The organism is Altererythrobacter xiamenensis (assembly GCF_900177715.1).
Taxonomy (GTDB): Bacteria; Pseudomonadota; Alphaproteobacteria; order Sphingomonadales; family Sphingomonadaceae; genus Erythrobacter; species Erythrobacter xiamenensis.
On the sequence record NZ_FXWG01000003.1, the window covers coordinates 94905 to 117914 of the forward strand.

18 protein-coding genes are annotated in these 23010 nt (G+C 62.1%); 10 read left to right on the top strand and 8 right to left on the bottom strand.

Annotated features, from left to right (window positions below; genetic code table 11):
* Positions 1-5: 5 nt before the first annotated feature.
* Together CCE89_RS11010 and putP are read right to left on the bottom strand one after the other, a co-directional pair.
* The gene (locus tag CCE89_RS11010) at positions 6-383 is read right to left on the bottom strand and encodes a VOC family protein (protein ID WP_086438146.1); all 378 of its coding nucleotides are present in this window, start codon (positions 381-383) and stop codon (positions 6-8) included.
* A gap of 11 nt (positions 384-394) precedes the next feature.
* Positions 395-1870, bottom strand: coding sequence for a sodium/proline symporter PutP (putP, locus tag CCE89_RS11015; protein ID WP_086438147.1), 1476 nt, complete (start codon positions 1868-1870; stop codon positions 395-397).
* Positions 1871-1973: 103 nt separating this feature from the next.
* Here putP and otsB point away from each other — a divergent pair, with 103 nt between their 5' ends.
* Genes otsB through CCE89_RS11030 form a run of 3 tightly spaced genes read left to right on the top strand, consistent with a single transcriptional unit; the run spans position 1974 to position 5929 of the window.
* Positions 1974-2732 carry a trehalose-phosphatase gene (gene otsB / locus CCE89_RS11020; RefSeq protein ID WP_234990052.1) on the top strand — a complete coding sequence of 253 codons (759 nt, stop codon included), beginning with the start codon at positions 1974-1976 and terminating at the stop codon, positions 2730-2732.
* Positions 2717-4534 carry a glycoside hydrolase family 15 protein gene (locus CCE89_RS11025; RefSeq protein WP_234990053.1) on the top strand — a complete coding sequence of 606 codons (1818 nt, stop codon included), beginning with the start codon at positions 2717-2719 and terminating at the stop codon, positions 4532-4534. The genes otsB and CCE89_RS11025 overlap by 16 nt, the downstream gene beginning before the upstream one ends.
* Positions 4535-4546: 12 nt before the next feature.
* The gene (locus tag CCE89_RS11030) at positions 4547-5929 is read left to right on the top strand and encodes an alpha,alpha-trehalose-phosphate synthase (UDP-forming) (RefSeq protein ID WP_086438150.1); all 1383 of its coding nucleotides are present in this window, start codon (positions 4547-4549) and stop codon (positions 5927-5929) included.
* A 25-nt stretch (positions 5930-5954) separates the two neighbouring features.
* Here CCE89_RS11030 and typA read toward each other — a convergent pair whose 3' ends face one another.
* Positions 5955-7778 carry a translational GTPase TypA gene (gene typA / locus CCE89_RS11035; RefSeq protein WP_086438151.1) on the bottom strand — a complete coding sequence of 608 codons (1824 nt, stop codon included), beginning with the start codon at positions 7776-7778 and terminating at the stop codon, positions 5955-5957.
* 288 nt (positions 7779-8066) lie between these two features.
* Between typA and CCE89_RS11040 the strand changes: the two genes are divergently transcribed.
* On the top strand, positions 8067-10727 hold the full coding sequence (locus CCE89_RS11040; protein WP_086438152.1) for a TonB-dependent receptor: 2661 nt from the start codon (positions 8067-8069) through the stop codon (positions 10725-10727).
* A gap of 113 nt (positions 10728-10840) precedes the next feature.
* Here CCE89_RS11040 and astD read toward each other — a convergent pair whose 3' ends face one another.
* Positions 10841-12250 carry a succinylglutamate-semialdehyde dehydrogenase gene (gene astD, locus CCE89_RS11045; RefSeq protein ID WP_407640409.1) on the bottom strand — a complete coding sequence of 470 codons (1410 nt, stop codon included), beginning with the start codon at positions 12248-12250 and terminating at the stop codon, positions 10841-10843.
* Between the two features lie 82 nt (positions 12251-12332).
* Positions 12333-13733, bottom strand: coding sequence for a protein adenylyltransferase SelO family protein (locus CCE89_RS11050; RefSeq protein ID WP_086438154.1), 1401 nt, complete (start codon positions 13731-13733; stop codon positions 12333-12335).
* An 89-nt stretch (positions 13734-13822) separates the two neighbouring features.
* Here CCE89_RS11050 and CCE89_RS11055 point away from each other — a divergent pair, with 89 nt between their 5' ends.
* The 5 genes from CCE89_RS11055 (at position 13823) to CCE89_RS11075 (ending at position 19561) form a co-directional block, all read left to right on the top strand.
* A complete protein-coding gene (locus CCE89_RS11055) occupies positions 13823-14701 on the top strand; it encodes an alpha/beta fold hydrolase (RefSeq protein WP_086438155.1) in 879 nt (292 codons plus the stop codon).
* Positions 14698-15843 carry a glycosyltransferase family 4 protein gene (locus tag CCE89_RS11060; protein ID WP_086438156.1) on the top strand — a complete coding sequence of 382 codons (1146 nt, stop codon included), beginning with the start codon at positions 14698-14700 and terminating at the stop codon, positions 15841-15843. Before CCE89_RS11055 ends, CCE89_RS11060 begins: the two co-directional genes overlap by 4 nt.
* 134 nt (positions 15844-15977) lie before the next feature.
* Positions 15978-16778, top strand: a complete 801-nt coding sequence (locus CCE89_RS11065; protein WP_234990054.1) for a tetratricopeptide repeat protein — start codon at positions 15978-15980, stop codon at positions 16776-16778.
* Positions 16779-16797: 19 nt separating this feature from the next.
* The gene (locus CCE89_RS11070; protein ID WP_234990055.1) at positions 16798-18141 is read left to right on the top strand and encodes an outer membrane protein assembly factor BamB family protein; all 1344 of its coding nucleotides are present in this window, start codon (positions 16798-16800) and stop codon (positions 18139-18141) included.
* Between the two features lie 58 nt (positions 18142-18199).
* Positions 18200-19561, top strand: coding sequence for a methyltransferase family protein (locus CCE89_RS11075; protein ID WP_086438157.1), 1362 nt, complete (start codon positions 18200-18202; stop codon positions 19559-19561).
* Between the two features lie 9 nt (positions 19562-19570).
* Here CCE89_RS11075 and CCE89_RS11080 read toward each other — a convergent pair whose 3' ends face one another.
* The 3 genes from CCE89_RS11080 to CCE89_RS11090 are packed head-to-tail and all read right to left on the bottom strand — an operon-like array spanning position 19571 to position 22059.
* Positions 19571-19870 carry a putative quinol monooxygenase gene (locus tag CCE89_RS11080; protein ID WP_086438158.1) on the bottom strand — a complete coding sequence of 100 codons (300 nt, stop codon included), beginning with the start codon at positions 19868-19870 and terminating at the stop codon, positions 19571-19573.
* A 16-nt stretch (positions 19871-19886) separates the two neighbouring features.
* The gene (locus tag CCE89_RS11085) at positions 19887-21257 is read right to left on the bottom strand and encodes a glutamate--cysteine ligase (RefSeq protein WP_086438159.1); all 1371 of its coding nucleotides are present in this window, start codon (positions 21255-21257) and stop codon (positions 19887-19889) included.
* A 58-nt stretch (positions 21258-21315) separates the two neighbouring features.
* Positions 21316-22059, bottom strand: a complete 744-nt coding sequence (locus CCE89_RS11090; RefSeq protein WP_086438160.1) for a 16S rRNA (uracil(1498)-N(3))-methyltransferase — start codon at positions 22057-22059, stop codon at positions 21316-21318.
* A 39-nt stretch (positions 22060-22098) separates the two neighbouring features.
* Between CCE89_RS11090 and ubiA the strand changes: the two genes are divergently transcribed.
* Positions 22099-23001: a 4-hydroxybenzoate octaprenyltransferase gene (ubiA, locus tag CCE89_RS11095; RefSeq protein ID WP_086438161.1), complete on the top strand. Its 903-nt coding sequence runs from the start codon at positions 22099-22101 to the stop codon at positions 22999-23001.
* Positions 23002-23010 lie beyond the last annotated feature (9 nt).

A 23010-nucleotide genomic window follows, 5' to 3' on the forward strand; every position in this document is an offset into this window, starting at 1 on the left:
TACGCTCAGGACGGCAGCTCTTCTGCCACCTGCTCCCACAGTTCGATCTTCACGCCATCGGGATCAAGCAGCCAGGCGAACTTGCCATACCCCTCGTCCACACTGTCGATGACGTGGACGTCCTTCTTGTTGAGCTGGGCTATGAAGCCATCGAGGTCATCGACCCTCAGGTTGATCATGAAGGCGCCTTTGCCCGGCTTGATGTAGGTTTCATCCTTGAAGTGGCTGATCAGCGAATAGGGATTGGACTTGGTCTCTTCGGACCACGCAAGCTGCGGCCCATATTCGCCATCGATGCCGAGCACGTCGCGATACCAGGCGCGGGTCGCTTCGGGGTCCTTGACGACATAGAAAACTCCCCCAAGCCCCGTAACCTTTGCCATCATTGCTCTCCTCAGGCGTGTGCTGGTTCCCCGCCAGCGTAGGTCATCCGGCTGACAACGACAATCGCGAGCCATGCGAGGATGAAGCCGGGCACGATTTCATAGAGTCCCTGTCCGCCGATGAAGTCCGAGTTCCAGCCGAGCGCGATCCAGATCGCGACCGTAGCGGCGCCGGTGACGAGGCCGGCCAGCGCGCCCGCGCCGGTCATGCGATCCCAGGTCAGCGACAGGATGATGAGCGGCCCGAATGCCGCGCCGAAACCGGCCCATGCATTGGAGACTAGGCCCAGCACCTCGCTCTCGGGATCGGCTGCGATTCCGATAGCGGCCAGCGCCACCAGAGCGACGCAGATGCGGCCTACGTTGACCGCTTCACGCTCGCTGGCATTCTTGCGCAGGAACAGACGATAGAAATCCTCGGTCAGCGAGCTGGAGGATACCAGCAGCTGCGAACTGATCGTGCTCATGATCGCGGCGAGCAATGCCGCGAACAGGAAGCCTGTGACCAGCGGGTGGAAGAGCAGGTCGGATAGCACGATGAAGATCGTCTCCGGGTCCTCGACCACGATGCCGTTGCGCTCTGCATAGGCGCGTCCGGCGGCCCCGACACCGATGGCACCGATCAGCGCCACACCCATCCAGCCGAGGCCGATATTGCGTGCAGTCGCGACTTCCTTGACGCTGCGCACAGCCATGAAGCGCACGATGATATGCGGCTGGCCGAAATAGCCCAGCCCCCAGGTCACCGCGCTGATAAAGCCGATGGCAGTCAATCCGTACGACAGGCTGAGGAAGCCCTCCTGCGGAATGGCTCCAATGGAATCGCCGCCGCTTCCTCCGGGGCCGAACATGACCACAAGCGGCATGACGACGAGAGCCACAACCATGATGCAGCCCTGCACGAAGTCGGTCAGGCTGACGGCGAGAAAGCCGCCGACCATAGTGTAGGCGAGGACCACTAGCGCGGTGATCCAGATGCCGAGCATGTAATCGCTCATGCCGGTATTGGGGAGGATTCCCGCAAAGGCGGTTTCGAACAGCTTGCCGCCGCCGACGAGGCCGGCCGCGGTGTAGACAGTGAAGAAGGCAACCACCACGATGGCCGAAACAACCCGCAGAGAAACGGCGCGTTCGGGGAAACGATTTGCGAGAAACTCCGGGATGGTGAGCGCATTGCCGTAGCTTTCGGTCTGGGCGCGCAGTCGCGGCGCGACGACGACCCAGTTGACCACGGCGCCCAGGAAGAGGCCGATACCGATCCATGCTTCGACCAGTCCGCCAGCGTAGAGCGCGCCGGGCAGGCCGAGCAGCAGCCAGCCTGACATGTCGGATGCACCGGCGCTCAGTGCGGCGACCGATGGGGGCAGGTTGCGTCCCGCCAGCAAATAGCCCTCACTGGTATCGGTGGATCGTTTCCATGCGAACAAGCCGATCCCGATCATGAGGATGAAATAGAGTGCGAGTGTGATGAGTGTGCCGGTCTGCATGTATGGCCGCGTAACAGGACCGAGGGGAATTGGCCACAGTGTGTCTACACTGCATCATTCTCGGCATTTGACCTCGCGATATGCATCGCTATGCGTTGTTGCAATGCAGCGAAACTTGCTTTCAGGCTCTCAACTTGCGCCGCCGCCAATGCTCTCGACCCTTTTGCGGGAGCGCAGCGTAGCGCTGTTTCTCGATTTCGACGGGACTTTGGTCGACATTGCGCAAGGGCCGGATGCGATCATGGTGCCGGAGGGCCTGCGAGACCATTTGTTGCAATTGGATGCAGCGCTCGAAGGTCGATTGGCCTTGGTGTCGGGTCGCTCGCTTGCCGACCTCGAACGGCACCTTGGACCGGTGCCGATAGCGCGCGCAGGCTCTCACGGCGCCGAATGTGTCCTCGGCGACGGACGGATGATCGGAGAGCCCCCTGCGCCAGTGCCCCAGGCGCTCAAGGCCGAACTGGCCAAGCTGGAAGAAATGCACTCGGGCCTGGAGATCGAGCACAAGAGCTTCGGTATCGGTATGCACTATCGTGCTGCGCCCGATCTCGAAGGCACGATTGTCGAACAGGGGCGTATCCTAGCGAGTAGCTATGGCATGACGATCAAGCAGGGAAAATGCGTGGTGGAATTGATGACGGCCAAAACGGATAAGGGCAGGGCAGTGCGCAGTTTCATGGAAATAGAGCAATTTGCGGGCGCGATGCCGGTATTCGTCGGCGACGACATAACCGACGAGGACGGCTTCGCTGCCAGCGGGGAATTCGACGGCTTCGGCATCGCGGTCGGAGAGCGTGAGCCGAAGCTTGCCCGTTACCACCTTGCGTCAACCGATGCGGTTCGATCATGGATGCAGCTATGAACCAGTCCAATCCACCGGCAAGCCTGGAGCTATGGCCCATCGGCAATTGTCAGATGAGCGCCATGGTCGACGAGCGCGGCGCCATCACCTGGGGCTGCATTCCCCGTGTCGACGGCGATCCCGTGTTTTGCTCGCTTCTCAATGGCGACCGCAAGGACGACGGGGTCTGGCGGTTCGAACTGGTCGGACAGGTTTCGGCGCGGCAGGAGTATATTCGCAATACGCCGAACCTCGTCACGACCCTCGAGGCCGAGGACGGCAGCGCGGTCGAGATCCTCGATTTCTGCCCGCGGTTCGAACGGTCGGGGCGAATGTACCGCCCGGTTGCGGTGGTGCGTATTGTCCGGCCCATCGCCGGAAATCCGCGCATCAAGGTGCGCTTGCGGCCGATGACGAACTATGGCGCCGAACTGGCGAAGACGACCAACGGCACCAATCATATCCGCTATCTGGTCGGTTCGCAGGCCCTGCGTCTCTCGACCGATGCTTCTGTCGGCTATGTGCTGGAAGAGCGCGCCTTTCGCGTCGAAGACGACACGCATTTCTTCCTCGGCCCTGACGAACCCTTTTCGGGTAACCTGCGCGAGGAAGTGCGCCACATGGAGCAGCTCACTCGCAAGTATTGGCAGCACTGGGTGCGCGGGCTGGCGACACCCTTCGAATGGCAGGACGAGGTCATTCGCTGCGCGATCACGCTCAAACTGTGCCAGCATGAAGAGACGGGTGCTATTGTCGCCGCGCTGACCACCTCCATTCCCGAAGCGCCCGGTAGCGAACGCAATTGGGACTACCGGTTCTGCTGGATCCGCGATTCCTATTACACCGTGCAGGCATTGAACCGGCTGGGCGCGCTGGACGTGCTCGAGAAATATCTCGCCTACCTGCGTAACATCATCGATTCCTGCCAGGGCGGACAGATCCAGCCGCTCTATTCGGTGATGGGCGAAAGCGAGCTCGACGAAAGGGTCGCCGAAGACCTCGCCGGCTATCGCGGCATGGGACCGGTGCGCGTGGGCAATGCCGCCTACACACAGGTCCAGCACGATTGTTACGGCCAGATCGTGCTTCCGACGGTTCAGGGATTCTTCGATTTCCGCCTCCTGCGAAGAGCGGACGAGGCAGACTTCGCCAGTCTCGAAGAGGTCGGCGAGATGGCCTGGCGGATGCACGACCAGCCAGATGCGGGACTTTGGGAATTCCGGACGCGGCAGGAGGTCCACACCTACTCGGCGGTGATGAGCTGGGCCGCATGTGACAGGCTGGCGAATGTCGCCGAGTATCTGGGCAAGGCGGATCGCGCGGCGCTGTGGCGCGAAAGGGCCGACGCCATCCGCGAGCGCGTGCTAACGGAAGCATGGAAGGAAAATGGCGGGGAGGGCCACTTCACCGCATCGTTCGAGAGCGACTACCTCGACGCGAGCCTGCTGCAACTGGTCGAACTACGGTTCGTCGATCCGTCGGATGAAAAGTTTCTTTCGACCTTCGATCAACTCGAAAAGGCGTTGCGCCGCGGCGAACACATGCTGCGTTATGCTGCCGAAGATGATTTCGGGCTGCCGGAAACCGCATTCAACATCTGTACGTTCTGGTTGATAGAGGCGCTGGCTCTCGTCGGACGCAAGGACGAGGCGCGAAAGCTTTTCGAGGCGATGCTTTCGCATCGCACCAAGTCGGGCCTCCTGAGCGAAGATCTCGATTTCGAGACGGGCGAACTCTGGGGCAATTTCCCGCAGACCTACTCGCTCGTCGGGATCATCAATTGCGCAGGACTGTTGTCCAAGAGTTGGAACACAGTGAGATGAGCAGACTATGAGATGAGCAGATTAATCGTCATTTCGAACCGTGTCGCAGTGCCAAAGGCGCGCGGTGCGGCGGGTGCACAAGGCGGCCTGGCGGGCGCGCTTCAGGCGGCATTGAAGCGAAACAAGGGTTTGTGGTTCGGTTGGTCGGGCAAGGAGGTCGAAAACCCTTCCGCAGAGCCTGACGTCCAGACATCCGACGGCGTCACCACCGCAACGATCGACCTCAAGCATCAGGATATCGAGGAATATTATAGCGGTTACGCCAACTCCACGCTTTGGCCGCTTTTCCACTATCGCATCGACCTGACGGAGTATGAACGCGAAACCGGGATCGGTTACGAGCGGGTCAACGATCTTTTCGCAAATACCGCCGCCCCGCTGATCGAGCCCGATGACCTCGTCTGGGTGCATGATTATCACTTCGTCCCGCTGGGCGAGCGCCTCCGCCGGCAGGGCATCAAGAACCGTCTCGGCTTCTTCCTGCATACGCCCTGGCCGCCGACACGCCTGCTGGTGTCGCTGCCCTATCACGAGCGCCTGGTGCGCTCCCTGCTCGAATATGACGTGGTCGGTTTCCAGTGCGACGAATGGCTCGAAAGCTTCCTGCATTATTGCCGCAAGGAACTGGGCGCGGATGTAAACGAGGATACGGGCGAGATACGGCTCGATGATCGCAAGGTGCTCGCCCGGTCCTATCCGATCGGTATCGACTATGCCCATTTCACCGGCTCGGGTGACAGCGGCGAAGCGCGCCAGGCCGAGCAGCGCGTCATATCGAGTACGCGGCGACGCATTGCGATGATCGGGGTCGACCGGCTCGATTATTCCAAAGGGCTGCCGGAGAAGATGGACGGCTTCGCCCGTTTTCTCGAGCGTAATCCCGGGCGCAACCAGGACATCGTGTTCATCCAGATCGCCCCGCCGAGCCGCGAAGGTCTCGAATCCTATCAGCAGATCAGGGAAGAGCTCGAACAGAAAACCGGCCAGATCAACGGCGCGCATTCGCGCATCGATCTCGTGCCCATCCGCTACGTGAACGAGGGGCATTCGATGGCGGAGCTCTACGGTATCTACCGGGCGTCCAAGATCGGCTTCGTCACTCCGCTGAGAGACGGGATGAACCTCGTCGCGAAAGAGTATGTCGCAGCGCAGGACCCGGAGGATCCGGGCGTTTTGATCTTGTCACAGTTCGCCGGGGCGGCCCAGCAGCTCGACGAAGCGGTGATGGTCAATCCACACAGCCCGGACGATATCGCACGGGCTATCCGCAAGGCACTCGATATGCCTTTGGACGAGCGCAAGCGGCGCTGGGAAAAACTGCATGCCAGCGTGCGCGACGATGACATCGCGAAGTGGACGCAGAACTTCGTGACCGACCTGGAAAACGCCGGCTAGGCGGCGATCTTACGCGTCGCCGCCCCTACGCCTCGCCGCCTTTACGCTTAGCCTTCTTGCGCTCGTGCGGGCAAAGCAGCGCCTTGCGCAGGCGGATCGACTGCGGCGTCACTTCGACCATTTCGTCATCGTCGATGTAGGCGATCGACTGCTCCAGGCTCATCCGGCGCGGCGGGGTGAGGCGGATCGCATCATCCTTGCCTGAAGAACGGACGTTGGAGAGCTGCTTGGCCTTCATCGGATTGACTTCGAGATCGTCGGGCTTGGCGTTCTCGCCGATCACCATGCCCTCGTAGACCTTCGCCTGCGGGCCGATGAACAGCTCGCCGCGCTCCTCCAGCATGTTGAGCGCATAGGCGACAGCCTCGCCATCGCCATTGGAGATCAGCACGCCGTTGATACGGCCTTCGATCGGACCCTTGTAAGGACCATACTTCTCGAACAGCCGGTTCATGATGCCGGTCCCGCGCGTGTCGGAGAGGAACTCCCCGTGATAGCCGATCAGGCCGCGCGAGGGGGCGGAGAAGGTGATGCGGGTCTTGCCCTGGCCCGACGGGCGCATCTCGACCAGCTCCGCCTTGCGGCGCTGCATCTTCTCGACGACCGTTCCCGAGTGATCGTCATCGACGTCGATCACCACGGTTTCATAAGGCTCCATGCGCTGCCCGTCTTCCTCGCGGAAGAGAACTTTGGGGCGGCTGATGCCAAGTTCGAAACCTTCGCGGCGCATCGTTTCGATCAGCACGCCAAGCTGCAATTCGCCGCGTCCTGCAACCTCGAAACTGTCCTTGTCGTCGCTTTCCGTAATGCGAATGGCGACGTTGGTTTCGGCTTCGCGGAAAAGGCGGTCGCGGATGAGGCGACTGGTTACCTTGTCACCCTCGCGGCCTGCGAGCGGGCTGTCATTGACGGCAAAACGCATGGCAAGCGTCGGCGGATCGATCGGTTGAGCCGCGATCGGTTCGCTGACGGAGGGGTCTGCGATCGTGTTGGCGACGGTTGCTTTCTCGAGGCCGGCGAGCGCGATGATGTCGCCAGCCTTGGCGCTTTCGACCGGCACACGCTCCAGACCATCGAAGCTCATCAGCTTGGTGGCACGGCCGGTCTCGACGACCTTCCCGTCCATGTCGAGCGCGTGGATCGGATCGTTGAGCTTGATCGTGCCGGACTGGACACGGCCGGTCAGCACGCGGCCCATGAAATTGTCACGATCGAGCAGCGTCGCGAGGAAGGTGAACGGGCCACTTTCGTCGAGGCCCGGTTCGGGCACATGCTCGGTGATCAGTTTGAACAGCGGCTCCAGCGTGCCGTCGCGCGCGTTCTCGTCGGCGCTGGCGTAGCCGTCACGCCCGCTGGCGAAGAGCGAGGGGAAGTCGAGCTGTTCGTCGGTCGCGTCGAGCGATGCGAAGAGATCGAAGACTTCGTCGAGTACTTCCTGCGGGCGTCCGTCGGGACGATCGATCTTGTTGACGACGACGATCGGCTTGAGACCGAGCGCCAGTGCCTTGCCGGTCACGAATTTGGTCTGCGGCATCGCACCCTCGGCGCTGTCCACAAGCAGGATCACCCCGTCGACCATGCTCAGGATACGTTCGACTTCGGCACCGAAGTCGGCGTGGCCCGGCGTATCGACGATGTTGATCCGCGTGTCGTTCCACTCGACCGAAGTACACTTGGCGAGAATGGTGATCCCGCGTTCCTTTTCGAGGTCGTTCGAATCCATCGCGCGCTCTTCCACGCGCTGGTTGTCACGGAAGGTGCCCGATTGGCGGAACAGCTGGTCAACAAGCGTGGTCTTGCCGTGGTCGACGTGGGCGATAATCGCCACGTTGCGAAGGGAGGTGGTCATGATTGGCCTTGGGTAGAGGGGTAGGGCGCCTTGTTGCGCCGCACAATTACGGGCGCCGTTAGCGGAAGCAGACACTTACGGCAAGTGGGCTGAGATAAAGAGACCTTCTTCTTCGGGCCGTCACACTGTGTCCCGCTTGCAACATGACATCAGGTAACCCCCGAAGTCATTGGCTTTCCAACTTGTTTAGCTCCCGCTGTCCCTCTAATCGGGCGCAGTTCAGACCGATCAACGCGCACTTGGGGATGTGCGTCGGCCCCTGACCCCCCGAGTGAGAGAGGAGTTTTCATGCGTTCGTTTATTTCCGGTTCTGCCGGTTCCAACCGCTATGCCCTGCTTGCAGGCGCTGCTGCTGTAGCCCTGTCCCTTCCTGGCGCTGCCTTTGCCCAGGATCAGGAACTGGCTGAGCCCGATGCCGACGAGATGCCGCTCGAAACCGAAGAGCAGGACCTCGGCAACGTCATCGTCGTCACCGCGACCAAACGTGAGCAGACGCTTCAGGAAACCCCGATTTCGGTCAGCGTCACCAGCGGCGAAACGCTGCAGCAGGCGCAGATCCGCGACGTGCTCGACCTGCAGACCGTTACCCCGTCGCTGCGCGTCAGCCAGCTGCAGACCTCGTCGGCCTCGACTTTCATCATTCGCGGCTTCGGCAATGGCGATAACAACTTCGGCATCGAACCGTCGGTCGGTGTCTTCATCGACGGCGTATTCCGCTCGCGTTCGGCCGCGGCCCTGTCCGACCTTCCCAACGTCCAGCGCATCGAAGTTCTCAACGGTCCGCAATCGACGCTGTTCGGCAAGAACGCTTCGGCTGGCGTTATCTCGGTCGTGACGCGCGAACCGCAGTTCACTTTCGGCGGAAGCGTCGAAGCGGTTTACGGCAACTACAACACCTTCGTGCTCAAGGGTGACGTAACCGGCCCGATTACCGACACGGTCGCCTTCTCGCTCGACGGCAGCTATCAGCGCCGTGACGGCTACGCCAAGATCGTGAACCTCGACGAGGACATCAACGATCGCAATCGCTGGTCCACGCGCGCCCAGCTGCTGTTCGAACCGAGCCCCGACCTCAAGATCCGCGCGATCGCCGACTATTCGCGCATTGACGAAGTGTGCTGCCAGGTCGGCACGCTGATCGCCGGGCCCGCGGCAGGTGCGATCACCGCGTTGGGCGGTCAGTTCAGCCCGCCGAGCGACTTCTTCGAGTACGAAAGCTATCTCAACCAGGTACCGACCAACGAAGTCGACAATTACGGCGCTTCGATCCAGGCGGACTGGAATATCGGCGCGTTCACGCTGACCTCGATCACGGCCTATCGCGAACTCGAAAACTTCTTCGAATCCGATATCGATTTCGCCAGCGTGGACAACTCGACCGAGTTCCGCGACCAGAAGGTCGAGACCTTCACCCAGGAATTCCGCCTGACGTCGGACTTCGACGGTCCGCTGAACTTCCTGCTCGGCGGCTTCTATTTCGACGAGACGATCTCGCAGGAAAGCGGCCTTCGTAACGGAACGCAGATCCGCGACTTCTTCGAACTCCTTGCCGGAGCCGATCCGGTGGCGGTCCTGACGGGTCAGCCAAGCCTCTTCAACGCGGTTGAAGCAGGTCTCGGCCTGCCGCAGGAAAGCATCTTCGGCACCGCGCTGCTCAGCGATGAGCGCTTTGGCTTCGACAACACCGCATGGTCGGTCTTCGGCACGATCGATTTCGAACCGTTCGACGGTCTCGTTTTCACAGTCGGCGGCAACTATACCGACGACAAGAAGGACTTCGAACTCAGCCAGACGAGCTTCGATCCGCTTGCGAATATCAATCTGGTCGATGCCTTCATCGTCGGGGGTATCGCCCAGGCGCTCGCCATCCCGCCGAGCCAGGTGACGCCGGATGTCATCAACGGATTTGCGACCAATCCGGCAACTGCACCGTTCTTTGCAGGAATCGCGGCCGCGGCGGTTGATCCGGCGCAGAACCAGCTGCTGGCGCTCCAGCCGTTCCAGTTCATCCCGCCCTTCCTCGACGTGCCGAACGCCGTGGAAGACGGGAAGACCCGTGACGACAAGTTCACCTACCTGCTGCGTGCTGCCTATCAGATCTCGAACGAGGTCAATGTGTACGCAAGCTACGCAACCGGCTTCAAGGCGAGCTCGATCAACCTGTCGCGTGACAGCCGTCCGCTGAACACCGACTACATCGCCGGGCCGCGCGGTTCGACGATCCTTGCGCCGTCCTCGCCGATCCGCGACGCAGGTTTGGCAGTTCCTAACCTGTCGACCGGTTCACGCTTTGCCGGACCGGAGGAAACCGAGGTCTACGAAGTCGGCCTCAAGGCACAATGGCCGGGCTTCGGTTTCAACCTCGCCCTGTTCGACCAGACGATCGAAGGCTTCCAGAGCTTTGCCTTCACCGGAACGGGCTTTGCCCTGCGCAACGCGGGTAAGCAGTCGGTCAAGGGCTTCGAGTTTGACGCGACGGCAACGCCGACCGATGGTCTCGTGCTGACCTTCGCGTTGACGCACCTCGATCCGCTGTATGACGACTTCCCGGGCAGCGTGCTCGGCGACCTGACCGGTCAGCGTCCGGGTGGCATTCCGTCGTGGGCTATCGCCACCAGCGCGACCTACACCCACGAGTGGGACAGCGGCACCCGTTTGATCACCCGCGTCGACTACAACCATGAGTCGAACACGGACATCAACAACGGCCTGCCAACCTATAACGCTCAGCTCGGCAACACCGAGATCTTCCGCCGTGAAGTCAACCTGGTGAACGGGTCGATGACGCTGGCCCTGAACAACGGCCTCGAAGTGGGCGGTTACGTGCGTAACCTGTTCAACGATCAGTACATTCTGACGGTCTTCGACGGCGTTGCCCAGGCAGGTACGGTTCTCGGCTATCCCAGCCAGCCGCGCACCTATGGCGGTGTCGTACGCTTCAAGTTCTGATCCTCACGGATCATCGAAAACAGGAAGGGGTCGGTGAAAGCCGGCCCCTTTTTGCGTCTGCCAGCGGGCTGGTGATCGAATGATCTCTTTTCGCAGGGGGTCTGCGCCGGCGGTTAGTCTTCTGCGAGGCCGACGCCGATTGTGGCGCGGGGCTGGTCCATTTCGGTGCTGGCGACCGGATAGGCGCAATAGTCCGCCGCATAATAGGCCGCCGGGCGATGGTTGCCCGACAGGCCCACGCCGCCGAACGGTGCCTTTGAAGAGGCGCCGTTGGTCGGGCGGTTCCAGTTGATGATCCCGGCGCGAACATTGGCCCAGAACCGGTTGTAGTCCTGCGGGCTGCCGCCGATCAGCGAGGCGGAGAGACCGAAGCGCGTATTGTTCGCCTCGCGGATTGCCGCGTCGAAATCGCTCACCCGAATGACCTGGAGGATCGGTCCGAACAGCTCGACGTCGGGCCGATCCTGCATGTTCGTGACGTCGATGATGCCGGGCGTGAGGAAGGGGCGGTGGTTATTCTCGCGCCGCATATGCTTGAGCACCTTGCCGCCATGCGTCAGCAGGTGGACGAAGCTCTCCTGAAGGCGTGTCGCAATTTCATTGTCGATCACCGGGCCCATGAATGGCTGCGGCTCGTCGAACGGCGCGCCGACGATCAGCTTGTCCGTCAGTTTGAGCAGTTCGTCCATCAGCGGGGCGTAGAGATGCTCCAGCACCACCAGACGGCGCGCAGCGGTGCAGCGCTGACCGGCAGAGGTGAAGGCCGATTGCACGATCAGCACTGCTGCCTCGTGCAGTTTCGGCGTGTCGATCACGACGATCGGGTTGTTGCCACCCATTTCCAGCGCGACGATCTTGGCCGGGTTGCCCGATAGCGTCTTGTTGATCGCGATGCCGCCCTGGAGCGATCCTGTGAACAGGACACCGTCGATATTCGCGTTGGAGATCAGGCGTTTGCCTTCCTCGACACCGCCGACCACCATCTGGATGACATCTTCGGGCACTCCGGCCTTGTGGAACAGCTTCACCAGAAACTCGCCGGTCGCGAGTGTCTTCTCGCTCGGCTTGAACAGCACCGTATTGCCGGCGATCAGCGCGGGTACGATGTGGCCGTTGGGAAGGTGCGCCGGGAAGTTGTAGGGGCCCAGCACGACCATCACGCCATGCGGTTTGTGTCTGACGGCGGCTGTGCCTTGAAGTGCGCTGTCGAGCCGCTTCTTGCCCGTGCGTTCTGCATAGGCACCGACCGAGATTTCGACCTTTCCAATCACCGAGTCCACCTCGGTACGGGCTTCCCAGAGCGGTTTGCCCGTTTCGCGCGCGATCAGATTGGCAAACTCGTCGGCTGCGGCGCGCACTTCATTGGCGAAGCGACGGACGATCTCGATACGGTTGGCAAGCGGTTGAGAAGCCCATTCGGGAAACGCCCTTCGCGCGTTCTGGACGCACAACCCGATGTCACTGACATCGCCCTGCCAGAATGCCTGCCCTGTCGCGGGCTCGGTAGAAATGAACTCTTTTATTTCCACTCCGGGCTTCCCGTCCCTGTTGTTTGTTGCGTTAGTCGCCTCGACCCGATTTGAAAAGCTCCATGTCCCTCATATGTCAGGGCAAATGACCTGCCGGTTCGGGCGGCTCGCCATGCGCTGCACCCATTCGGCGCACCAGCGCGATCTTTTCCTCCAGTGCGGACCAGTCGTCCCGCTCTGCGATCGCCGACCAGATTGTTTCCATCTCGTCGATCAGCATCGATTGCGGCGCGCCTTCCTCCCAGTATTCGTGCACGTCTTCTACGGCGCGGTAGTTAGCCAGCGCCTCACCCAACTCACCTGTGGCACGCCGGCCGCCGCGGTGCTCGTAAAAGAATGTATCGGGCTGGACCTTGCTCTCGCGCATCGCCTGTTCGCACAGGGAGACGAGCTTTGCATCATCCTCGGCTCCGCGCGGCTCGATGCCCATCCGCCAGCACCAGCGCCGGGCGATCGCCTCCATGTAGAGGGGGCCGAACCGGTTCATCGCCGCAAGCAGCGGATCGGCTTCGGTTAGCAGGCGAAGGGCAACAGCGAACTGACCGCAATTCCAGTGCAGTGCCTCGGGCTGACGGCCGAAGGAATAGAGACCGCTCTGATCGAAATAGGCGGCAGTGAAGCCCGGGTCCCACTCCGGCAACCAACGCCATGGGCCATAGTCGAAGCTTTCGCCCGAGATGTTCATGTTGTCGGTGTTGAGCACACCGTGAACGAAACCTGCGACCATGTAGCTGGCAGCGAGGTCCGCCATCCTCTCGACCACCTGGTGCATCAGGATGACAGCTGGCTCGTCACGGCCCGGCGCGTCCTCTGGTGGCGGAGGACCGGGAAACTGGGTGAGGCAGTAATCGACCAGCGCCGCCATATGCTCCTGTTCCTGCAGCGCAAGGAGGCGCTGAAAGGTACCTATGCGGATGTGACCGTGGCTGAGGCGAACCATGACGGCCGATCGCGCGGGTGAGGGCTCGTCCCCGCGTTCCAGCTCTTCGCCCGTCTCGACGACGGAGAAAGTCTTGGAGGTGTAGACCCCTTGCGCTTCGAGCATTTCGGTTGCCAGGATTTCGCGCACGGCGCCCTTGAGCGTCAGGCGACCGTCCGCCGTCCGGCTATAGGGCGTGCGACCCGAACCCTTGGTCCCGAGATCCAGCAGGCGATCCGCTCCATCGCGCATCTGGGCGAACAGAAATCCTCGCCCGTCGCCGATATCTGGATTGTACACGCGGAACTGATGCCCGTGGTATTTGAGAGCGAGCGGCTGCGGCAGGTTCGCTTCGAGCGGTTCGAAGCGACCGAAGTGCTGCCGCCATTGGTCGTCGGACAAATCACTCAGCCCGACAGCGGCGGCCCAGCGATCATTGCGAAAGCGCAGCTGTGTTTCGGGAAAATCGGCTGCGGTCACGGGATCTGCAATCCAGTCGGAAAGCTCCAGCAAGGCAGTGTCGGGCCGGTAATCGGCGGCTTGCGGTTCGGCGCGCATGTCGCGATAGTGGGGACTGCAGGGGGCAAGCGCAAGCGGGCAAGCCCCCAGTCGCACATGAACGCAATCCGGGAAGGCCCCCAACAAGCATGGAATTGCCATATAGCGACCGTTTCTGGACTTCTCCGGACGGTCTCAAACTTCATTACCGCGAATATCCGGCAGCGGAGGGCGCCTCCGCTGATCGGCCGCCTGTATTCTGCATGCACGGCCTCACCCGCAACACACGGGACTTCGCCGACCTGGCCGAACATCTCGCAAGCGCCGGCTGGCGCGTGATCGTTCCCGACATGCGCGGACGCGGCGACAGCGACTATGCCAAGGATAGCGCGAGCTACAATCCGCTGACCTATGTTGCCGATATCGAAGCCCTGCTGACAGATCAGGAGATCGAGCGGTTCGTATCAATCGGCACCTCGTTAGGCGGCTTGATGACGATGATGCTCGCGCTGGCGAAGCCCGGCCGGATCGCAGCCGCCGTCCTCAACGATATTGGCCCGGAGGTCGAGGCGGCAGGGATCGAGCGCATTTCGGGATATGTCGGACAAGGCGGGAGTTTCCCCACCTGGATGCATGCCGCACGGCACCTTGCCGATGCCCACGGCGAGGCCTTTCCCGATTTCGCGCTCGAAGACTGGCTCGCCATGGCAAAGCGCACCATGGTGGTCGGCCAGAACGGGCGTATCGCTTTCGATTATGACATGGCGATTGCCGACCCCTTCAAGGAGGGCGGCGACAATGCCGCACCAGCGAACCTTTGGCCTGCGTTCGAGGCTCTCAAAGGCATTCCCTTGCTCTTGCTGCGCGGCGGACTCTCCGATCTCATCACGCCTGCGACTGTGGCGCGGATGGAGCAGCTGCATGGTGATATGAAGACCGTCACGGTGCCGCGTGTCGGTCATGCACCGACACTCGACGAACCCGAGGCGCGCGAAGCCATTGATGCCTTGCTGGAGCGCGTTGAATGAGCGGGGCCGCCGCTGAAACGCCCCGCGTTCTGCATTGCCATTCCAGTTTCAATCCCGGTGGGAAGGAGCTGCGCTGCGTCCAGCTGATCAATGCGTTCGGGCGCGGCCTCCGCCACTCGATCGTGTCGGGGATGGCGAATGCCACCGGGGCCGCAAAAGCGATCAAGCCGGGAATGCTGGTCGATTTTCCGGCGGATTTTCCCGCGCTGCAGGGCAGACCGACCCCGGGTCGTCTCAAGGCAATCGCGCAGGCTCTGAAGCCCTATGACCTTGTCCTCACGTACAATTGGGGCGCGATCGACGTCGTCATGGCGCACACGCTGTTCAAGGATGCGCTTGGCCTTCCGCCGCTGATCCATCACGAAGATGGTTTCAACGAGGATGAGACGTCGAAACGGAAATGGACGCGCAACTGGTACCGGCGCATCGCACTCGGCAAAGCAGCGGGGCTGGTGGTGCCTTCGGAGGTGCTCGAAGGCATTGCGCTCACCGAATGGGAACAGCCCATCGGCAGGATCAAGCATATCCCGAACGGGATCGACACCGCAGCCTTCGCGAAGAAGCCGAAGCCCGACAGCCTGCGCAACCTGATCAAGCGCGATGGCGAGTGCTGGGTCGGGACAATGGCAGGGCTCAGGCCGGTCAAGCGGCTGCCCGCAATGGTTCGCGCAATCGCCGATCTCCCGCCGCAATGGCATCTCGTCATCGCGGGCGAAGGGTCGGAAAAGGATGCCATTCGTGCAGAAGCAGAGCGGCTCGAAATCGATCACCGCGTGCACTTGCCCGGACATGTCGATGAACCGTCAAAGATCGTCGGCCTGTTCGATGTGTTTGCGCTCAGCTCCGCAAGCGAGCAATTCCCGATTTCGGTCGTCGAAGCGATGGCTGCCGGACTGCCGGTGGTCGCACCGGCCGTGGGTGACATCACGCAAATGGTCGCACCGGATAATGCGATCTACATCACACCAGCGGGCGACGAAGCTGCTTTTGCCGATGCGCTTAGGGACTGCGCGCTGGATCCGGAATCGCGCGAAGCGGTCGGCGCGGCAAATCGCGAGAAGGCGAAGGCGGAGTATGACCAGAAGCGGATGATCGATGCCTATCGGCGGCTCTATTCAAGTGCGCTGGGGCGCGAAATCTAAGAGGATGGAATGGCCCGTTCGCTTCACTTGCGGTTCAACTGACGGGGGACAGGGTGCCTGCGCCATTGCGGATATCGGCCGCCGTCCCTAAAAGCGGCGCCCGACACCGGACAAGCCTTAAGGAAAGAGCCCAAGTGGCGTTGAAACCCTCCAACAAGAAAACACCCGAAGAGCAGAAGGCAGACAAGCTGGCCGCGCAGGACGATGTCCTGATGCGCGAGATCGACGATGCCGTGCGCCAGGACGAATTCGCTCGCCTGGCCAAGACCTGGGGAAAGCCGATCCTTGGTCTGCTGGTCGTCGCGCTGGTCGCGTTCGGCGGCTACCTTTTCTGGGATGCGCGGCAGGAAGCGGAGATGGAAAAGTCCTCCGAAAATCTCGTCGCGGCGCTCGACCAATATGGTGCTGGCAATCTCGACAGCGCAGCCGAACAGGCTGCGGCACTGGCCGCTGAAGGCGAGGGCGGGGCTGCCGCCGCAGCGCTGATGCTGCAGGCCGGGATCGCCCTTCAGAACGAGAAGCCGCAGGAGGCCGAGCAATTGTTCGGCCAGGTTGCCACCAGCGACACGGCTCCTCCGGCGCTGCGCGATCTTGCGCTGATCCGTCAGATAGCCGCCACCTACGATCGCCGCGAGCCCGAAGAAGTAATCGCACGACTGGGGCCGCTTGCCGTTCCCGGTAATCCGTTCTTCGGCAGCGCAGGCGAAATGGTCGCAATGGCTTACATGGAGCAAGGCGAACGACAGAAGGCAGGCACCCTGTTTGGCGAGATCGCCAAGAATGAGGACGTGCCCGAAACCCTGCGCTCGCGCGCGCGCCAGATGGCTGGCCTGCTCGGCGTCGATGCTATCGAAGATGTCGACGAATTGCTGGAAGAGCAGGGCGTCGCCCCTGACGACGCAGCCTCCGGCGCCGAAGCCGCACCGACCGAATAATCACTGGATGACGATGCACATGAACAAAGCAATCCGTACCCGTTCGATATTTGCCGCGACACTCGCGGCCATGGTTCTGAGCGGTTGCAGCGGCGGCCTTTTCGGCGGCGGCGACAAGAAGACCACCCCGACGGTGGGGGAGCGTATTCCGGTCCTCTCGCGCATTGAAACGGGGGCCAAGGTCGATCCCGCACTTGCCGGTGTTTCGGTCGTATTGCCGCCCGCTCAGGTCAATTCCGAATGGGCGCAGGTGGGTGGCTCGGCCAGCAAGGCCTCGGGCCATCTGGCGCTCGCCGAAAACCCGACACGCGCCTGGACTGCGTCCATCAGCGGCTCGACCAATCGTCGACGTCTGGCAGCGGCGCCTGTGGTCGGTGGTGGCAAGCTTGTCGCGGTCGATTCGGATGGCGTTGTCCACGCGCTCGACGCGAAAACGGGTGCTCGCCTGTGGACCCATCGGATGGAGCTCGCGGACAATCTCGAGAACTCGGCATTCGGCGGCGGTGCGAGCATTTCGGGCGACCGTGTGTATGCCACCAATGGCGTCGGCGAGGTTCTGGCGCTGGATGCCAGCAACGGCAGTGTGGTGTGGAAAGTCCAGCCCGCAGGGCCGCTTCGCGGCTCGCCGACCATCGCGTTCGGGCAGGTCTACGTGATGACGCAGGACAACCAGATCTTCGCGCTCGATGCCACGGACGGTTCGCAGGTCTGGCAGGAATCGGGTTCGGCCACGCAGGCCGGCGTCTTTGGCGTGGCAGCGCCTGCTGCAGGGCAGGGCACCGTCATCGCCGGCTATTCCTCGGGCGAACTGTCCGCTTATCGCTACGAAAACGGCCGCGTGCTGTGGGCGGACGCTCTGGCACGGACATCGATCTCGACCGAAGTGGGCTCGCTTACCGACATCGATGCCGATCCGATCATCGATTCAGGCCGGGTCTATGCACTCGGTCAGGGCGGACGCATGGCCGCTTACGAACTCGTGACGGGCCAGCGTATCTGGGAATTGAACCTTGCCGGGATTTCGACGCCTGCGATCGCCGGTGAGTGGATCTTCACCTTGACCGACGACGCGCGTCTGCTGGCCATCGCCCGCTCGAGCGGGCGTGTGCGCTGGATCACCCAGCTGCAGCGTTATCGCGACGAGGAGGACAAGGAAGGGCCGATCTTCTGGACCGGCCCGGTCCTCGCCGGCAATCAGCTGTGGGTCGCAAGCTCGCGCGGGCTCGTGTACCGCGTCAGCGTGGAAGAGGGATCGGCACAGCAATATGTCGATCTTGACCAGCCGGTCAGCCTGCCGCCGATCGTCGCCGACAACATGATGTATATCCTCGACGATAGCGGCCGGATCACTGCCTTTCGCTAAGCGGGAGGGCGTGGTCGGTTTACCGGCGCGTTAACCCTTTCGCGCTAAGGCGCGCGGGATGGAAAACCGCGCGCATACTCCCGGCCGTTTGCCGAAAAGCGACGTTTCGGCTGGCGTCGGTCTGGCCGGGCTGCTCGGGTTGTTCGGGTGGATCCTGTTCTGCCGCAACTTTCCGCTGATTGCAGACTGGTTTGCGCTGGATTTGCCGCGTGAGCGGCTTTCGGGGCCCTACGCCGCGCTTGCTGCCATGCTTTTCACCGCTGGTCCGATGGCGATCTGGTCGCTCTTGGTCGATCGCGTGCACCGCCGCCCGTCGACCGGCATCGACTGGAGCCTGAAGCGTCCGGTCTCATCGGTGATCGAAACATCGGTGGTCAAGATCGCCGGCCTGTGGGCTACATGGGCGGGTATTGCCGCGCTCTACATGCTATGCCGCTGGTACTGGAATGGGCAGTATCTCTTCTCGATGGAGGTGCTGAAAACCGCGGCCATCCCGCTTTTCGTGCTGTCTGTTCCCTACGTCATCTGGCTCGACCGCTACATGGTCGATCCGCGAGACCACGCCTGGCATTTCGGCGCCATGCTGATCGGGCGAGAGGCGTGGGAGGCCCACGAGGTCAAGAAGCACTGGCGCGCATGGATCATCAAGGCGTTCTTCGGCGCGTTCATGATCTCGATTCTCCCGCCCGGTTTCCAGACGGTGGTGCAGGCCGACCTGCCTGCGATCATTGCCAATCCGATCGAGCTGGGAATGCTCCTTATCACTCTGCTGTTCGTCATCGACGTGCAGATCGGGACGGTTGGCTATCTGGTCACCATGCGCCCGCTCGATGCGCATATTCGCAGCGGCAATCCCTTGCTTGGTGGGTGGCTGGCAGCGCTGATCTGCTACCCGCCCTTCGTCTGGGGGGTGATCGGAAATGGCGACGTCCTGAGCTATGAGCAGAATGTCGCCAACTGGGGCCATTGGTTCGATGGCAACACGGCGCTGCTTTGGATCTGGGCAGGCTGGCTGGTTTTCCTGACCGCGGTCTATGCCTGGGCAACCGTCGCTTTCGGCATCCGCTTCTCGAACCTGACCTATCGCGGCGTGCTGACCAACGGGCCGTACCGCTACACCCGGCATCCAGCCTATCTTTCGAAGAACTTGTTCTGGTGGTGCTCGGTCATGCCGTTTCTGGTTACGAGCGGTTCGCCGGTGGATGCAATCCGCAACACCTTTTTCCTGCTATGCGTCAACGCGATCTATTTCTGGCGCGCGAAAACGGAAGAGGCGCATCTCCTCGCAGAAGACCCGAAATACCGCGAATATCACGCTTGGATGGGGGAAAACGGCCTCATAACCTCGCGCTTCACCCGGATTGCGCGCGCGATAGGAGCAAAACGCGGACCGGCCGCGCTCGCCGAACCGGCGGAATAATCCGCGCTATCAAATCGGCGTGCCTTCATCCGTGTCGTAGATGCGAAGGTCACGTTCGCTCGCACCGATCGAGGCGATAGCCTTGCCCCATTCCGCCATGTGAGCCGATTTTCCGTGAGCCTTCAGCGCATCCATGTCGCGCCATGCTTCTGATACATGCATAACCTGCGGGTCGAGCACGTCGCGCGCATAGGCGTAGCGGATGCAGCCATCCTCGGCGCGCGTGGCCTTGATATTTTTCTCCATTGCTTCGGCTGCCTTTTCAAAGCCGCCGTCCGCGATGCGAACCGTTCCAACCACCAGAATCATTGCTGCTCTCTCCCAATCAGAAACTGTATTTGTAGACGCGCTTGATATCGCGGCCCCATTCGTTCTCATACATGTCGAGCAGGCGCTGGGCCGGGACCTTGCCGCTGACAACGATTTCGTCGAGCGTTTCGAGAAAGCCCGTTTCGTTATCGCCGCTGGTGTTGAGCCGGGCGCGTGCGGCCAGGCCAGCGCGGCTGATGGCGAGCACTTCCTTTGCGAGATCGTGCAGGGTGCGCCCGCCCGGTATCTCGGCATCGAGCGCCAGCCTGGGCACGTCGTTGCGCAGCTTCTCGCGTTCTTCCATCGTCCAGTCTTTCACCAGATCCCATGCTGCATCGAGCGCGGTGTCGTCATAGAGAATGCCGACCCAGAAGGCGGGAAGAGCGCAGATGCGGCTCCATGGCCCACCATCGGCCCCGCGCATTTCGAGAAAGCTCTTGAGGCGCACTTCGGGGAAAGCGGTCGAGAGGTGGTCCCACCAGTCGCTTTCCGTCGGTTTTTCGCCGGGGAGGATTTCGAGCTTCCCCTCCAGAAAATCTCGGAAGCTCAGGCCGGCGGCATCGAGATATTTGCCGTCGCGATAGACGAAGTACATCGGTACATCGAGCATGTAGTCGACGTAGCGTTCGTAGCCGAAGCCATCCTCGAAAACGAAGGGCAGCATGCCGGTACGATGCGGATCGGTGTCCGACCAGATATGGCTGCGGTAGGAGAGGAAGCCGTTGGGCTTTCCCTCGGTGAAGGGAGAGTTGGCGAAAAGCGCGGTCGCAAGTGGCTGCAACGCCAATGAGGTGCGGAACTTCTTCGCCATGCAAGCCTCGCTCGCATAGTCGAGATTGACCTGGATCGTGCAGGTCCGCAGCATCATGTCGAGGCCGAGGCTGCCGACGCGCGGCATGTGCCGCATCATGATCTCGTAGCGCCCCTTGGGCATGATGGGCAGCTCTTCGCGGGTCTTGTCCGGCCACATGCCGAGGCCGAGGAAACCGACGCCGCAAGCCTCGCCCACTTCCTTCACCTGTTGCAGGTGGCGACCGGTCTCGGCGCAGGTCTGGTGCAGGTTTTCGAGCGGGGCGCCCGAGAGTTCGAGTTGTCCGGCAGGCTCGAGGCTGACCGTCCCGTCCTCGCCGCGCATGGCAATTACCTTGCCGTTTTCCTCGACCGGCTCCCACCCGAACTTGCGCAAACTCAGGAGGATATCGCGGATACCTCCATCTTCCTCATAGGAAGGCGCGCGGAAATCATCGCGCTTGTAGACGAGCTTTTCATGCTCGGTGCCGATGCGCCAGGCGCTCTTCGGCTTTTCGCCTGCCTGCATCGGCGCGACCAGCTGGTCGCGCGATTCGATGACGGGGTCTTCTGCCCCCGAGGTCTCCCGCGTGCTCATGCGCGTTGCGATAGGCAACCGATTGGCGTGAGGGAAGCGCTAATTATGCGTCCCTGCGCTACCAGTCTCCAGTTGTTCCCATCCAGAGGGCTGTCGCGGCAATCGTCGCAGTCTCGCCGCGAAGGATACGCGGGCCGAGGGTGATTGCCCGCGCTTCCGACAGGGCGCGAATGTCCGCACGCTCCGCGTCGTCGAAGCCGCCTTCCGGTCCGACCAGCAAGGCCGCCGGCGAAGCATGCTCGCGGAATTGTTCGGCGGCGGCTTCTCCGCCCTCTTCGTCAGCGAAGAACAGCACGCGCCCCTTCGGCCAGGATTTGAGCAGGGCGTCGAGCTTTACCGGCTCTGCAACCTCGGGCAGCGCGGTCCGCGCGCATTGTTCGGCGGCTTCGGTCACGATATGGCGCGCGCGGTCCATGTTGAGCTTGTCCGCGACACAGCGCCGGGTGATCACCGGCTGGATTCGCGCGACGCCCAGCTCGGTCGCCTTTTCGAGCACGAGATCGAAGCGGTCCTTCTTCAGCAAGGCGGCGCAAAGCCAGAAATCGGGCACATCTTCTCGTGGCCGCAAATGTTCAACCGCTTCGAGAGCGACACTGCGTTTGGCAGCATCGACCACATTGGCAGCCCATTCGCCGGTGACGTTGTCGCAGAGCATCACCGTATCGCCCGGGGAGACGCGCATGACTCGCGAAAGGTAGTGCGCCTGATTGCCCTCGATCGTGATGTGGGCATTCGCCGAGAGTTCCTGTTCGACGAACAGGCGCGGTGCGCTCTTGGGCGGCCAGGCAGGAGTGGCAGGCATGACTAGGCAGGTGGCACGGGGCGCGTTAGGGGGCAAGGGATGAACGATACCGTCGTCCCCGATAGCGAACATCGCGGTCTCGTCGCACGGCTGCCGCAATTGCCGCGCGATCTTGCACAACTCGCACGGTTCGACCGTCCGATCGGCTGGTGGTTGCTGTTCTGGCCCTGCGCCTGGGGCGTGTGGCTGGCGGGAGAGGGCGCACAATGGGCGCTGATCGGCTGGATGCTGCTCGGAAGCATTGCCATGCGCGGTGCTGGCTGCGTTTATAACGATATCGTCGACGCTGAGCTCGACCGGAAGGTCGCCCGCACTGCCGTGCGTCCTGTTGCAAGCGGACGGGTCTCCAGGAAACTTGCCTGGGGCTGGCTGCTGGCGCTCTGCGCCATTGGCCTCGTCGTGCTGCTGCAATTGCGTTGGGAAGCGCAACTGGTGGCGCTCGCCAGCCTGGCGCTGGTTGCAGCCTATCCTTTCATGAAGCGGATCACATGGTGGCCGCAGGCGTGGCTCGGGCTGGTCTTTACCTGGGGCCTGCCGGTGGGATGGGTGGCCATGCGGAGCGACAATCTCGACGTGCTGGCGGCGGCCTATGCGGGCGCGGCGTGCTGGGTGATCGCCTATGACACGATCTACGCCTTGCAGGACCGCGAGGATGATGCACTGGTCGGGATCCGCTCCTCCGCCCTGCGCTTGGGAGAGCGGGTGCGCGGCGGGGTGGCTGGTTTCTTCACTGCCGCGATAGCCTTGTGGGCGCTCGCCTTCTGGCTCTATCGCGAGGATTGGGTCGCTCTGCTCGCGCTGATCCCTGTGGCGCTGCACTTTGTCTGGCAGGTGGCAACGCTTGACCCCGAAGACCCGTCCAATCCGCTTGAACGCTTCCGTTCGAACCGCTGGGCGGGCGCGTTGATGGCGGCGGCCTGTTTCATCGTCGGCAACGCCTGAGGAGCCCGC